General features: G+C 38.2%; 11 protein-coding genes and 1 tRNA gene. 7 read left to right on the top strand and 5 right to left on the bottom strand.

Annotation, left to right across the window (positions count from 1 at the left end; translation table 11 throughout):
- Positions 1 to 68: 68 nt before the first annotated feature.
- The 5 genes from prfB (at position 69) to AC4PG5_RS09245 (ending at position 6,166) form a co-directional block, all read left to right on the top strand.
- Positions 69 to 1,185, top strand: a protein-coding gene (gene prfB / locus AC4PG5_RS09265; protein WP_492028626.1) for a peptide chain release factor 2 whose coding sequence is annotated in 2 segments (ribosomal slippage) — positions 69 to 131 and positions 133 to 1,185 — 1,116 coding nt in all. Because the reading frame shifts where the segments join, the coding sequence is not laid out codon by codon here.
- Positions 1,186 to 1,267: 82 nt separating this feature from the next.
- Complete coding sequence (locus AC4PG5_RS09260; protein WP_492028625.1) at positions 1,268 to 1,399, top strand: hypothetical protein; 132 nt, start codon at positions 1,268 to 1,270, stop codon at positions 1,397 to 1,399.
- A 262-nt stretch (positions 1,400 to 1,661) separates the two neighbouring features.
- A complete protein-coding gene (locus AC4PG5_RS09255) occupies positions 1,662 to 2,147 on the top strand; it encodes a CYTH domain-containing protein (protein WP_492028624.1) in 486 nt (161 codons plus the stop codon).
- 94 nt (positions 2,148 to 2,241) lie between these two features.
- Positions 2,242 to 3,528, top strand: a complete 1,287-nt coding sequence (locus AC4PG5_RS09250; RefSeq protein ID WP_492028623.1) for an MgtC/SapB family protein — start codon at positions 2,242 to 2,244, stop codon at positions 3,526 to 3,528.
- A gap of 100 nt (positions 3,529 to 3,628) precedes the next feature.
- Positions 3,629 to 6,166 (top strand): TonB-dependent receptor domain-containing protein, encoded by a 2,538-nt coding sequence (locus AC4PG5_RS09245; RefSeq protein ID WP_492028622.1) that lies wholly within the window; start codon positions 3,629 to 3,631, stop codon positions 6,164 to 6,166.
- A gap of 186 nt (positions 6,167 to 6,352) precedes the next feature.
- On the opposite strand, the gene AC4PG5_RS09240 is transcribed toward AC4PG5_RS09245, so the two are convergent.
- The 5 genes from AC4PG5_RS09240 to AC4PG5_RS09220 form a co-directional block, all read right to left on the bottom strand.
- Complete coding sequence (locus AC4PG5_RS09240; protein ID WP_492028566.1) at positions 6,353 to 7,507, bottom strand: IS256 family transposase; 1,155 nt, start codon at positions 7,505 to 7,507, stop codon at positions 6,353 to 6,355.
- Between the two features lie 171 nt (positions 7,508 to 7,678).
- Positions 7,679 to 7,760 (bottom strand) — tRNA-Leu (locus AC4PG5_RS09235).
- A gap of 73 nt (positions 7,761 to 7,833) precedes the next feature.
- A complete protein-coding gene (locus AC4PG5_RS09230; RefSeq protein ID WP_492028621.1) occupies positions 7,834 to 8,859 on the bottom strand; it encodes a S41 family peptidase in 1,026 nt (341 codons plus the stop codon).
- 26 nt (positions 8,860 to 8,885) lie between these two features.
- The gene (locus AC4PG5_RS09225) at positions 8,886 to 9,752 is read right to left on the bottom strand and encodes a DUF3316 domain-containing protein (RefSeq protein ID WP_492028620.1); all 867 of its coding nucleotides are present in this window, start codon (positions 9,750 to 9,752) and stop codon (positions 8,886 to 8,888) included.
- A 35-nt stretch (positions 9,753 to 9,787) separates the two neighbouring features.
- Complete coding sequence (locus AC4PG5_RS09220) at positions 9,788 to 12,430, bottom strand: DNA gyrase/topoisomerase IV subunit A (protein WP_492028619.1); 2,643 nt, start codon at positions 12,428 to 12,430, stop codon at positions 9,788 to 9,790.
- 238 nt (positions 12,431 to 12,668) lie between these two features.
- Between AC4PG5_RS09220 and AC4PG5_RS09215 the strand changes: the two genes are divergently transcribed.
- Together AC4PG5_RS09215 and bamJ are read left to right on the top strand one after the other, a co-directional pair.
- On the top strand, positions 12,669 to 14,210 hold the full coding sequence (locus AC4PG5_RS09215) for a glycine--tRNA ligase (RefSeq protein WP_492028618.1): 1,542 nt from the start codon (positions 12,669 to 12,671) through the stop codon (positions 14,208 to 14,210).
- Positions 14,211 to 14,222: 12 nt separating this feature from the next.
- Positions 14,223 to 14,822, top strand: a complete 600-nt coding sequence (gene bamJ / locus AC4PG5_RS09210) for a BamJ family beta-barrel-assembly machinery protein (protein WP_492028617.1) — start codon at positions 14,223 to 14,225, stop codon at positions 14,820 to 14,822.
- Positions 14,823 to 15,228 lie beyond the last annotated feature (406 nt).

Raw genomic sequence — 15,228 nt, 5'->3', positions numbered from 1 at the left:
TTTAATTATAATAAACCATAACGTCATAAAAAAACGTGGTGTTTATTGATAAATTCTAGACAAACAAGATGATTACAATTGAACAATTAAAAGACATGAAAGAGCGCACTGATGCGCTGAGGAGGTATCTTTGACATCGACGGGAAGAAAATACAAGTCGAGGAAGAACAACTGAGAACTCAAGCTCCGGGCTTCTGGGATGATCAGAAGAGAGCTGAAGCTCAGATGAAATTGGTGAAAGATCTTCAGAAATGGATCGAGGGGTATACGAGTGTCAAAACGTTGTGTGATGAATTGGCCTTGGCTTTCGATTTTTACAAAGAGGAGCTGGTCACTGAGGAAGAGGTGGATGCGAATTATGCCAAGGTTTGTGAGGCGGTTGAAGCTTTAGAACTTAAGAATATGCTTCGTGAAGAGGCCGATCAGATGGATTGCGTCTTGAAGATTAACTCCGGAGCGGGGGGAACTGAGAGTCAGGATTGGGCCTCAATGTTGATGCGTATGTATTTGCGTTATGCTGAAATGAATGGCTATAAAGCTTCGGTTGCTAACTTGCAAGAGGGTGATGAGGCCGGAATAAAGACCTGTACCCTTAATATTGAAGGTGATTTTGCTTACGGTTATTTGAAAGGAGAGAACGGGGTTCATCGTTTGGTGCGTGTGTCGCCTTATAATGCCCAAGGAAAACGAATGACCTCTTTTGCTTCAGTATTCGTAACGCCATTGGTCGACGATTCTATTGAAGTGAACATCGAACCGGCTCGTATTTCATGGGATACTTTCCGATCGGGTGGTGCCGGTGGACAGAATGTCAATAAGGTGGAGTCGGGTGTGCGTTTGCGTTATCAGTATAAAGATCCTTATTCGGATGCGGAAGAGGAGATCTTGATTGAGAATACCGAGACTCGTGACCAACCGAAGAATAGAGAGAATGCAATGCGTCAGTTACGTTCGATCTTATACGATAAAGAACTTCAACACCGTATGGCCGAACAAGCTAAGGTGGAAGCCGGAAAGAAAAAAATCGAGTGGGGGTCGCAAATCAGAAGTTATGTCTTTGACGACCGTCGTGTAAAGGATCACCGTACGAATTATCAGAGTTCTGATGTGAACGGGGTGATGGATGGAAAACTCGATGGCTTTATAAAGGCTTATTTGATGGAATTCTCTTCAGAAGAGATTTGATTCGAGTTTTATATATTATTCTTCTTGGATTCTTTGAAAAAAAGTTCTTACTTTGTTTATGTTGAACCTAAAAAACTAAAGTATGAATAGTAACAAGAAGAAGGCAAAGAGCAAGAAGGAAGAGCAGAAGGCTAAGCGTTTGATTACAACGGTTTTTATATCGTTAGTTGTACTAGCTTTTCTCATGATGGTTGTTTTTTCTGTCTTTGCTTAATGGAATTCGCTACAGACCCTAATGTCTTACATTGTCCTTATTGAATAGGGGCAAAGGCGTAGGATCTGGAGCGATTTTTTTGTTATTCTGTTTTGGAAGGCTTTTCTACCAATGTGTGTTGCCTGGTTTTAAGTCGGTTTAAATAGAATTTAATAGCGCGGTATTAACATTGTCATATGAATCGTGTTTTTTTGTATCAACAGTGGAAGTCATCATCGGCATTGCTTCTCTATACTTTTTTAATGTCTTTAAGTAATAATCTATGGCTATAGAAATAGAACGTAAGTTTCTGGTACAAGGTGATTTTAAATCACAGGCTTTTTCAAAAAGCCGAATTATTCAAGGTTATATTAGCTCGTCTCACGGGCGTACTGTTCGGGTTCGAATCAGAGATGATAAAGGATACTTAACGATTAAAGGGCCTACGGACTTGTCGGGGATGAGCCGATATGAGTGGGAAAAGGAGATTTCGGTGACAGAGGCGCAGGAATTAATGAAGTTGTCCGAACATGGCGTTATTGATAAAGTACGCTATTTGGTGCGAAGTGGAAAGCATATCTTTGAGGTGGATGAGTTCTTGGGTGATAATTGGGGACTCATTATTGCGGAGGTGGAGCTTGACGATGAGAATGAAGAGTTTCTTAAACCTTCTTTTGTTGGAGCAGAGGTGACCGGTGACAAACGTTATTACAATTCCTCACTAATGAAGAAGCCTTTTAAAAACTGGAGCTTAGATAAAGATATTTAAGGAATTAGGATGCTGTTGTTTTCTTGTTGTTTATTTCTACTTTATCAAAAAAAGTCCTATATTTGTTTCTGTTGTTGTTTGGAAAGGAGACAGTATGGAACAATTATATCATTATCTTCCTCAAGAGTTGGTGACCTTTATTTTGGTCACTCTGTTCTCTTTACTTATTGGCCTTTCGCAGCGGCGTATCAGTCTAAAGCGTGAGGGAGAAGCAACCCTTTTTGGGACAGATCGCACGTTTACTTTTATTGGCATATTAGGCTATTTGCTCTATATTCTTGATCCTCAAGAAATGCGCTTATTTATGTTAGGTGGTGCCATTCTTGGGGTTTTATTAGGGATAAACTACTATGTTAAGCAATCTCAATTCCACGTATTTGGGGTGACTACCATTGTTATTGCACTCATTACCTATTGCATTGCGCCTATCGTTTGTACGCAGCCTTCATGGTTTTATATTATGGTGGTGGTGACCGTTCTGTTGCTCACCGAACTTAAACATACATTTACCGAATTGGTGCAGCGCATGAAGGGAGATGAGATGATTACTTTAGCTAAGTTTTTAGCCATAAGTGGCATTATTCTGCCAATTTTGCCAAACAAACCGATCGTTCCGGGAATTAATCTAACTCCTTATTCTATTTGGTTGGCCACTGTGGTGGTTTCTGGTATTTCTTATTTATCTTACTTACTGAGAAGATATGTGTTTAAGGAATCCGGCATTTTAGTGTCGGGCATTCTGGGAGGATTGTATAGTAGTACTGCTACCATATCTGTTCTCGCTCGAAAGAGTTGTAATGCTACGGAGCAGAATGCTACTGAGTATGTTGCAGCGATGTTGATGGCCGTGAGTATGATGTTTCTCCGTTTCCTCGTTTTGATTCTGATCTTTAGTCGGGAGGTTTTTGGAGCTATTTATATTTACTTGCTGATCATGTCTTTAGTGGCTGCTCTCGCATCGTGGTATTTGCATTCAAAGCATAATGTCATTAAAGGTGAACTCGAAGAGGAAGATTCGAGTAATCCTTTAGAGTTTAAAGTCGCCCTAATTTTCTCTTTATTGTTTGTCGTCTTTACACTTTTGACTCATTATACGCTTATTTATGCGGGAACTGAGGGGTTGCGTGTTTTATCGTTTGTCTCTGGATTGAGCGACATCACTCCATTTATTCTCAACTTGTTACAGGGCACGGGAAATATTACTGTGACTATTATTACGGCCTGTACACTGCAAGCTATTATTAGTAATGTCATTGTAAATATGGGTTATGCGATTTTCTTCTCTGGACTTAAAAGCCCTTTAAAGCGTTGGATCTTGAGAGGTTTTGGCTTTGTTATCGGAGTAAATCTGTGCTTACTCATCTTGATTTATATTCTTTAATTCTTTTTTTAAGACTTATTTTATTACTTTAAATGTCGTGTGTGTAATGAAATAGGCGATTTTGCGTCTATTAATGTAATTATGGACTAAAAATATAGATATGAGAAACTACTTGCTTTTTTTACTGTTCTTGCTAACGTCTGGAACAGCTCTTGCCCAATCTCCAAGTATCTTCACCGTGAAAGGAGTCCTTGTTGATTCGTTGACAAACGAGGGAGAACCTTTTGCCACTATTCGTATTGTCAATAAGAATACACCTAATAAGGCGGTTAAGATGGGGGTTACTCGTAATGACGGGCGATTCCAAGAGACATTATCGACTATAGAAGGTCGATATGTCCTGACGATTACTTCTATTGGTAAAACGACTGTGGTTAAAGAATTTGCAGTATCTTCCAAGCAAAAAAAGATCGATTTAGGAACTTTGTATACAACAGAGGCAACGAACCAGCTGAAAGGAGTTGAGATCGTAGCTCAAAAATCTTTAGTTAAGGTGGATGTTGATAAGATCGAATATAATATAGAGGATGATCCGGATGCAAAAACCAATAGCGTATTGGAGATGTTGCGTAAGGTGCCTTTGGTGACTGTTGATGGAGAAGATAACATTCAGGTTAATGGCAGCAGCAGTTTTAAAGTGCATGTTAATGGGAAACCGAATACGATGATGAGTAATAATCCAAAGGATATTCTTAAAAGTATGCCGGCTAGTTCGATTAAACATATTGAAGTGATTACCTCTCCTGGGGCAAAATATGATGCAGAGGGCGTAGGAGGTATCTTGAATATTGTGACTGTCGGAGGTGGCTTTGAAGGCTATACGGCTAATGTACGTTCGGATGTGAGAAATGATGGATTTGGACTTGGGGGATATGCCACAGTGAAAAAAGGAAAGCTGACGGTATCTGGTAATTATAACTATTATCACCGGAATTCTCCGACGATTTATTCAAGTAGTTATCGTGAAAATTATAATTCAGACTCGGAAAAGTATTTAGAATCGGATCGCAGTTTTAAGAGTAATGGTGAGTTTCAACATGGCAATTTGGAAGCTAGTTACGAAATAGACTCATTGAGATTATTAAGCATGTCTTTTGGAATTTATGGTGGGGCTAATAATAGCAAACCTTATGGAACAACGACGATGTATAACTCCGGACGTACTCCGGTTTATGGATATAATTCTGCAGGTGTTGATAATGGTTCTTGGTATTCGGTTTCTGGAAATATCGACTATCAGAGAGTCTCAAAAAAGAATAAGCAGAGAATGATTACCTTGTCGTATCGTATAAATTCGAATCCGCAAACTGGTAAATCATCTAGCGTCTATACAGATATCACACCGGAAGCTGAGAAGACTGAAATTGTTGATCGTTTGAATTTGTATAATTATCGATCTAATAATAAGCAAAATACGATAGAACATACTTTTCAAACGGACTATACAACCCCTATAGGAAAATATCAAACAGCGGAGGTTGGGGTTAAGTACATCTTTAGAAACAATACGAGTGATGATAAGTATTATGATGCTAAAGCAAGTGAGGATGTTTACAAGTATAATGAGGATCGGAGTAGTAAGTATGAACATCTTAATCAGATCCTTTCGGCTTATGCGGGATATACGTTACGTTACAAAGTTTTGTCGTTTAAACCCGGCTTACGTTATGAACATACCAAACAGAACGTGAAGTTTCATGTTGGATCAGGCGAAGACTTTAACTCAAGTTTTAATGACTTGATTCCTTCTGTATCGCTAGGCGCGAAAATCGGCAAGACTCAAAACCTGCGTTTGTTGTATGATATGCGAATTTCTCGTCCGGGAATATGGTTCTTAAATCCTTATCTAAATTTTAATAATCAGAATCGAATGATTATCTCACAGGGTAATCCTGATTTGAAGAGTGAAAAAATGCATTCATTCGATTTGAGCTATAGCAGCTTTAGTGCAAAGTTCAACTTGAATTTGGCCTTGAGACACTCTTTTGGAAATAATGGCATCGAACGAATCAGTCGATTGATCACAGCGGATGGTGGTGAGACAATCGGTGAGCACGTGCTGCCTCAAGGAGCGATTTATTCGACTTATGAAAATACTGCAAAGAATAATGAAACAGGATTAAATGTGTATATGAATTGGAATTTGTCTCCTAAAACTCGCTTTTATATGAATGGTCGAGGTAGTTATAAAGACATTAAGAGTGATGGTCAGAATTTGCATAATTATGGTTGGATGGGTTCTGCTTTTTGTGGAATTCAACATACCTTACCGTTGAAATTGAGGCTGAGCTTGAATGGAGGGGGAAGCACGCCAATGGTTAGCTTGCAAGGGAAGAACTCCGGATATTATTTTTATAGTTTGAGTGTGAATCGTTCTTTCTTAAAAGAGGATCGTTTGACTGTTAGTGCGTTCTGCGGAAATGTCTTTGAGAAGTATCGGTCATTTAATAATACGACGATTGGGGATAATTTTATCTCAAAGGATGTAACTAAGTATCCGGCTCGTCGATTTGGATTTTCTGTTAGCTATCGTTTAGGTGAACTTAAAGCGAGTGTTAAGAAGGCTGTGCGTAGTATTAGCAATGATGATGTGAAATCGGGTGGAGATTCCTCTCAAGGTAAAGAAAGTTCTTTATAAGACAACTATTTTTTATAATGTAAGTGAGCCGCCTTCTAGAAAATAGAAGGCGGCTCATTTTGTATGAATTAAACATTTGAAATCTTTATGAGGTCGTTTATGGTTAACGTTGAAAGTTTTTTTGGTAATGTTCAGAAAAGTGTGTATGTTTTATTTCTTAGGCATAAATATTTCTCAAAAATATAATTATTCTGTTTTGATAAAAAGCTTTGATTCAAGAAAGTTGTAAATTGGATATTTAAATACATCTTTATTCATAGCCACATTGCCAAGCAATAATATCACAGAATCATAGTTTGGCATCGCACCACGCATTTTCAGCACTCTTTTAAAATCCTTATTGAGTCGTTCAATCCAATTGGTTGTATATATCATACCTCTTATTTCTCTCTCATATTTGAAATAAGTGAAATAGAATTTGTACCTTTCATGTTTATACCTTTTAAGCATGGGGTAACTCTTCACCCATTTATCTATAAAATCTAGAAATTGTTTATGTGAGCTTTCAGGGGTGGCCAAATCTTGATCCGGCCTAAATACTATCTGCATTTCAGCCGCAATTATTTTTTTATCTCGAGGTTTAATTTTCCCCAATATATTCCTCTTTAAATGCACCGTGCACAATTGGATATCTGCACCAGGAAATGCATGTGCGATAGAATTTTCAATACTAGATAAGCCATCGCATACAAATAAATTAATCTCACTAACTCCTCTTTCTTTTATATCATCGAATATATCAAGCCAGTTGGAAGCACTTTCGGTTGGGAAATTCACAATTGATAAGACCTCACGAGTTCTATCTTCTTTTACTCCTAATATTACGTAGTATGCTTCATTTGAAACCGAGTCATTGCGCCTGGTGGCAACATACGTAGCATCAATATAAACGATTGGATAACGTGCATCTAATCTACGGTTCAGCCACGCAGAAACATCTCCACGTGCCGTATCAAGGAGCCGGCTTACTTGACTCTTACTATAATGCTTACCGTAAAATTCCTCAGAGATATCACCAACTTGCTTGGTGGTCAAGCCTTGAGCGTATAAACTACAAATTAAGCGCTGAACTTCAGCTTCTTGATCTTTAAGTACCCCTAATAAAACAGGATAAAAGTTGCTCTCACGACTCCGAGGAACGCGAATCTCAAACATTTGACCGCCATGACATACTCGACGATCACGATAGCCATTACTCACATCATCAGTCTGAGAATTATAAATCTTACGCTCTGATTTCATTAATGATTCCATCCCTAAACGGATTAATTCCTGAAATCCTTCTTTACCATTTGTAAGTGAAGAAATAATTTCAGACATTTGTTCTTGTGTAAATTCCATTTCTCTTTCATTTTAGGTTACAATACAAATCTAAGAAATATTGGGATTTACACACTTTTTAAAACGCTATCCTTTTTTTGGATCGGGATTCATTATGATTCGTGAAGAATCTTTTTTTGAATAAAGAAACAGCGCAAATACTTTGTTAAAGAGTACTTGCGCTGTTTGTTGTGCGGGTGATAGGACTCGAACCTACACGTCTCTCGACACCAGATCCTAAGTCTGGCGCGGCTACCAATTACGCCACACCCGCATTTTTTGTTGTAGCTTTTCTTGTTTGCGGTGCAAAGATAGAAAGAATATTTGAACTGGCAAACTTTTCCAGTCTATTTTTGTTGATTAATTAATTTTCTTGCTGTTTCTATCAGTGTATCTTTATTCCTTTTTTCATCCTCAACGGATAAGTTAACCTTATAATCCGGATCTATTCCGAACTCTATTTGTTCTTTGTTTCTATCTAGCATAGGGCTGGCAGAGAAGCGTATACTCCAACCATTCGGGAGTTCAGAACTAAAAGGAAGTCCAGAACCTCCACCCGTTTTATCGCCTACTAGGATCGTGTTTGGTAATGCATTCATGGCATTAACAAAATCGTTGGTTGCACTGTAACAACGTCTGTTGGTTAATACAACAACTTTTTTCTGCCAACGTATTCTTTTGGATGGTTCTAGATAGATGGCGTTTGGCTCAGAAAAATTATCATGCTGTGTCCCCGTTTTATGATAAATATATCCTGTAAGCACCGATTTATTGGTAAATCTGGCTGCTATCCTTGTGGAGTTTGATAATTTCCCACCACCATTATCTCTCACATCGATAATTAAACCATTGCATACTGCTAAATAAGAGAGTACTTCGTCTAGATTTCCTTCTCCTATGTCATTGCTGAAACTCTCATATCGGATATATCCTACATTATCATTTAAGATTTTGTATTTCATACCGGCCGATGTGCGAAAGTCGCTGCTAGCTTTCCCTAAGTAGTAAGTTGACACAATATCTTCTCTAAAGTTCCATGGATAATCTTGATACCATGCATCATAAAAAGAGACTTGACCTGCTGAAGCTAAATTGACGTGTCCGTCTTTTAGTTCATATAACATGCGACTAAGGACTTCAAATAATTCACTATCGGTCATGGACGGAGTGATGAATTGTTTGTATTCGTCGTGAACAGCCTTCCAGTCAATATCTTTATAACTAAAGAAACAATATTTCTCGTCGATAATTTTCCATAACTCCTCAAAATTACCCAGAGGATCGTTTGTGTAATTCTCTTCTCTAATACATCCAACTAAAGATAATAATAGGATATAAATAGCAAGGTGATAGTTTAGGATTTTGTATCTCATTGTTATACCTTCTTTGTTTTAGAAATTTAATAGGCTTTTATGGATGCCGGAAATTTATCCATAGTCTTGTGACTGATTTTATAGAGGTTCTTCACCCATCCCAGCATAAAGACGTGAGAGTATGTATGCGATTTGACCCCATTGATATGAGCTTGTTGTATGTCGGCGATATAACTTACTCTCATTTTAATGTTTTTGATTGGGAAGTCTATAGATAACATTTGACGTAGAGCTGGCTGGTTGAATGGAGTCGTGAATTTTACGACTCCATCGGAGTTCTTAAGACTAAATATTTCATAGTAAGACTGTCCGTAGTGTGGGGAAAACATAAGTCCTACAACTGGAAGATTGGCTTGATAACGTAAAACTAAGGGGTATTTCTTTATTCTAATTTTCCAAATAGCCATTCCTGAGAGATCGAGGTTTACGTATGCTCGAGCAGATGCGGGATTGTTGGTATTCCGTAGGTTGTACACAAAGCCGGCATTTACATCGGTCAGTCCTCCGGCTAAAAGCTTGAAGTTATCAGTTAGTCGGAATTGGTAATGAAGACCGTAATTCCAGTTAACTAATCCGGAGAATGTATTGTTATTGTCAGCGATATTGTGGGTATAGCCGACGTGAGCCTGAAAAAGGTTTTGAACAGAGATATTCCCATCGAAAAGATTAGTCATCCGGATACTTTCGCGTAGAAAGCGAAATTCGGTACCTTGATATTCCTGCGGAGATAGATACGTGTCGAAAACATTGGTGTATCCCGCTCCATACATGATGGCGCGGGTGATGCATTTGGGGGCTTGTATGGTGTCTACAACCTGAGCATTCAAGTGAGTACCTAAAAAGATGAGCAATCCGGCAATGATGGTTGATCTAACCGTAATTTTCTTTCTCATTGGCTAATGTGTTTATTGCCAGATGTCTTTGCTTTCTAAAAAAGTTTCATCTGACCGGTTATCTCGTCAATAATATCTTTTTCACTTTTCCCTTGGTCTGGGTCTAAATTCTCCGGTTCGTCTTGCTCCTCTGATTCCGATTTTGGAGGTTCCGGAAAACGAATAGGTTCTAATTCATTAATGGTGTCAATGGTGTAGGTGGTTATACGCTTTCCTTTGGCTTTAACTCCTTTCACGGCGATAAAATCTTCGGCATCAATGATTAATGATTCTCTAAAATCATCGTGACCGCCAAAAAGGACTTCCAATCTAGGGAAGTGCTCATCAGTTAACAATATTAATCGACTGTTGTCATTTTCACCTAAATAGTTCATCTTCTTAGATGAGGCCTCAAAACAGAATCGCTTGATATATGGATAGTTCTGTTGGTCTGCATCGTATAGAGCAGCTGTCCAAATTTTATTAGGATCGAATTTTTCAATAACCCGAATATCGTCATCGTAGTGATTGCTTAAATCAAAGCCAGAGGTGTAAAACTCCCCGTTGTTTTGTATTACGAGGATGCTATCATTACTTTGGAACTCGCCTAGATACTCTCCGCGACCATCATAGTTGAGGCGGAGTACATCTCGGTCAAACCAAACTTTACGTCCGCCAAGAGTTGAACCTCCTTTTTGCTTCAATGTGATTTTATGAACCGGTAGACGGGTTAAGATAATTCCCATGGCTTGTCTTGATCGGATACTGAGCTCACTAAAGTCGCGTTCGAATATGATGCGTCGGACTCTAGGGTTTGGTTTTAAAGTAACCTTAATAACCTCTGCTTCACCATTCGGGTTAGCACTGAAATAGGTAATCTTAGAATCTGGAGTACCTTGAGTTAAATCGTATTCCTTATCACGAATAACTGAGGTTACTGCAAATCTCTTGATGTAGGTGGTTCCTTCTTTTCCGTCCCTATAGGCTACATTATAAATGGTTCGTTTATCATTTTTCTTGAAAACAGCAATGTAAAGGATATTTTTGCCGACAAACTTTTTGTCCGCTACAGGGGTAATCATGTATTTCCCGTCTCTGAAGAAAATAATGACATCGTCAATGTCTGAACAACAAGCAATAAATTCATCTTTCTTCAATGAAGTGCCAATAAACCCTTCTTCGCGATTGATGTAAAGCTTTTCATTGGCTTCAACGACCTTTGTTGCTTCTATCGTATCGAAATTTCGGAGCTCTGTTCGCCGAGGGAAATCTTTTCCGTATTTATCTTTAAGCATCTTATACCATTGGATGGTATACTCTACGATCTGGCTAAGGTGTTTGTTGATGACTGTGATTTCGTCTTTCATACGAGCAATCACCTCGTCGGCTTTATCCGAGTTAAATTTAAGAATACGTCCCATTTTGATTTCCATCAATCTGAGGATATCATCTTTGGTAACCTCTCTGATGAATTGTGGATAGAAGGGCGTTAATCTAAGATCAATGTGCTCGCAAGCCATATCAATGCTTTTAGCTTGCTCAAACTCTTTGTCTTTGTAGATTCGTTCTTCTATGAAGATTTTCTCAAGTGAAGCAAAGTGAAGACTTTCTTGTAGTTCTTGTTTTTTGATCTCTAGTTCTTGACGGAGGAGATCTTTTGTATTATCCGTTGATTTTTTTAAGACATCACTGACGCGTAGAAAATGAGGCTTATTATCATCAATGACACAACAATTCGGAGATATGCTGACTTCGCAATCCGTGAAAGCATAGAGAGCATCTATTGTTTTATCGGAAGATGTACCACTAGCCAAATGGACTAAAATTTCCACATTGGCAGAAGTGTTGTCGTCCACCTTCTTAATCTTTATTTTACCCTTGTCGACAGCTTTTAATATAGAATCAATGATGCTGGTCGTTGTTTTCCCATATGGAATTTCCGAAATACATAAAGTCTTATTATCTACTTTAGTGATTTTAGCTCGCACTTTAACCACACCGCCTCGTTCGCCGTCATTGTACCTTGAAACATCTATAGAACCTCCGGTTTGAAAGTCGGGATAAAGTTTGAATGTCTCTTCTTTCAAGTAGTGTATAGAAGCATCACATAACTCATTGAAGTTATGTGGTAAGATCTTCGATGACAAGCCGACTGCAATACCTTCTACGCCTTGTGCTAAAAGAAGGGGATATTTTACAGGAAGGGTAATTGGCTCTTTATTTCTGCCGTCATAGGATTGTTTCCAAGTTGTCGTTTTTGGATTAAAGACCACATCTAATGCAAACTTAGAAAGTCTGGCTTCGATGTAACGTGGGGCCGCAGCTCCGTCTCCGGTTAGGATGTTACCCCAGTTTCCTTGACAGTCGATTAATAAATCTTTTTGTCCGAGTTGCACGAGTGCGTCTCCAATTGATGCATCACCGTGAGGGTGAAATTGCATGGTATGCCCTACAATGTTAGCGACTTTATTGTATCGACCGTCATCCAAACGCTTCATCGAATGTAAGATGCGGCGTTGTACGGGTTTTAAGCCGTCGTTGATGTGTGGTACTGCACGCTCCAGAATAACGTACGACGCATAATCTAGAAACCAACTTTGGTACATCCCTGTCAGTTGGTGTTTGATATTTTCGTCTCGTGTTTCCGATGGTTTATAATCTGAATGTTGCTCTGTGATTTCGTTGCTTTCGTCGCTCATAAGTCAGTTCTTACTGTTTTTTTACATACGAAGGCAAAAATACAAAAAAAGAAGAGACTTTTATTATAATGAAGCGAAAGTTTCTAGCAGATAAAAGTTTATAAACCTGAAAAATGAACATCGTCTATTTTATTATAAGATAAATTAATAAGCAGCATGGCCTATTTTGGATATAAATCTCTATCTTTGTGACGTTTTTACTGAATTTTGAGAAATTAAAATAAACATTAGTTATAAGATGGCACAAGAAGATGTTTTTAAGAAACTAGTATCGCATTGCAAGGAATATGGTTTTGTTTTTCCGTCTAGTGATATTTATGATGGATTAGGTGCAGTGTATGATTATGGTCAAATGGGCGTTGAGCTTAAAAATAATATAAAAAAATATTGGTGGGACAGTATGGTCTTGTTGCACGAGAATATCGTGGGTATTGATTCTGCTATCTTTATGCATCCGACCATTTGGAAGGCTTCCGGACATGTTGATGCATTTAATGATCCGTTGATTGATAATAAGGATTCTAAAAAACGTTATCGTGCTGATGTGCTCATTGAAGATCAGCTGGCTAAGTATGACGATAAAATAAATAAAGAAGTCGCAAAGGCGGCTAAACGTTTTGGAGAGACATTCGACGAAGCTCAATTCCGTTCGACTAATGGTCGTGTTTTGGAACATCAAGCTAAACGTGAGGCGTTACATGAGCGTTTTGCGAAGGCTCTAAATGATAATGATTTGGAAGAACTTCGTCAGATTATTATTGATGAAGAAATAGCTTGTCCGATTTCTGGAACTAAGAACTGGACTGAAGTTCGTCAATTCAATTTGATGTTCTCTACTGAAATGGGATCTACTGCCGATGGTGCAATGAAAGTTTATTTGCGTCCGGAAACTGCTCAAGGTATTTTTGTGAACTATTTGAATGTTCAGAAGACTGGTCGCATGAAGATTCCTTTTGGTATTGCGCAGATTGGAAAAGCTTTCCGTAATGAGATTGTCGCTCGTCAGTTTATCTTCCGCATGCGTGAGTTTGAACAGATGGAGATGCAGTTTTTTGTTAAACCGGGTACCGAACTAGATTGGTTTAAAACTTGGAAGGAACTTCGTTTGAAGTGGCATAAGGCTTTAGGCTTTGGCGACAGCCAATATCGTTATCACGATCATGATAAATTGGCTCATTATGCAAATGCGGCTACTGATATTGAGTTTTTGATGCCTTTTGGCTTTAAAGAAGTTGAAGGTATTCACTCACGTACGAACTTTGACTTATCTCAACACGAAAAGTATAGTGGTAAGAATATTAAGTATTTCGATCCGGAACTTAATGAATCGTATACGCCCTATGTTATCGAGACTTCTATTGGTGTTGACCGTATGTTCTTAAGTATTATGAGTGCGGCTTATACTGAGGAAACACTTGAAAGTGGTGAGAGCCGTGTGGTACTAAAACTCCCTGCTGCACTGGCTCCTGTTAAACTTGCGGTGATGCCGTTAGTTAAGAAAGATGGCTTGCCAGAGAAAGCTCGTGAGATTATTGATGGTTTAAAGTTCCATTTCAATTGTCAATACGATGAGAAAGATAGTATCGGTAAACGTTATCGTCGTCAAGATGCTATTGGTACCCCATATTGTGTGACTGTCGATCATCAGACATTGCAAGATAATTGTGTAACCTTGCGTAATCGCGATACGATGCAACAAGAACGTGTGGCTATTGCTGATTTGAATAATATTATTGCAGACCGAGTAAACATAACTTCTTTATTGAAGTCAATCCAATAATACCTTAAATAGATGAATACAAAAAGCTGCTTTTTAACACTGATGTTACTTGTGTCTATGCTAGTAACTTCTTGTGACGAAACCAAGGAAGTTGGTCTGTATGATAATTGGCGTGAACGTAATGAGGCTTTTATCGATTCTTTGCAGAATGTATATGATACAAAAACAGATCATGGAGGTTTAGATACAATACATTTGGTTTCGGATCCTTATGGGTATCTTTTCTTTAAAAAGAAAACTGCTGTTGCGCCAGTGGGGCAAGAACCTGTTATAAAGGATGTCTCGCCTTTGTTCACTGATGACGTTTTAGTATTCTATAAAGGATCAAAGATTATTGGCTCTGTTGATGCTAAAGGGAATTTTGTAGGAGAAATTTTTGGTGGCAATTTTACGGAGTCTGATCCGAGTTTTGAGTTCTCAAAGCAGGCCCAGCTTAAAGTAAATGAGATGATCACTGGCTGGACTGAAATGTTACAACGAATGAAAGTGGGTGAGCGCCGTGAGATTTATATTCCTTGGAAATATGGCTATGGCGCTTCTGGAAATAGAGACATTTTGGGTTATTCTACTTTAATTTTCGATATGCAATTAATTGATATTGTTGAGAAATAATTTTCAATAAATAAAATATTGAACTTCCCCTTCGATTAGATTTTTTTATAATCTATCGGAGGGGATTTTTATTGAAAAGAATGTTAGCCTTAAGTTTTTAGCAAATGATCTCACGCTTTATTCTCCAATATTCTAATCTTTGTGCGATAATCCTTTTCTTTTCCTCCTCTTTTTTTGATCATTTCTTATTTAACCTTTTTCATTGTATAAGTGTTTTTATATTGTAATTTATAGGTGTACTCTAGTGGTTTCTATTTGACTTTTATAGAGGAGTTGACATGCATTTTCGTTTGTCTTACCGATGATTCATCGTTCTTAATCCTTTATTGGTCGATTTTGTCCCTATAATGGTCGTTTATTGTTGGGCCCTATGCTGTAATTGATCTATTTTTGTGAGGTTGATTAA

This window comes from Bacteroides sp. QWL-09 (assembly GCF_058683585.1).
Note: the sequence above shows the minus strand (reverse complement) of the source record. Positions and strands in the feature narration are given on the sequence as shown.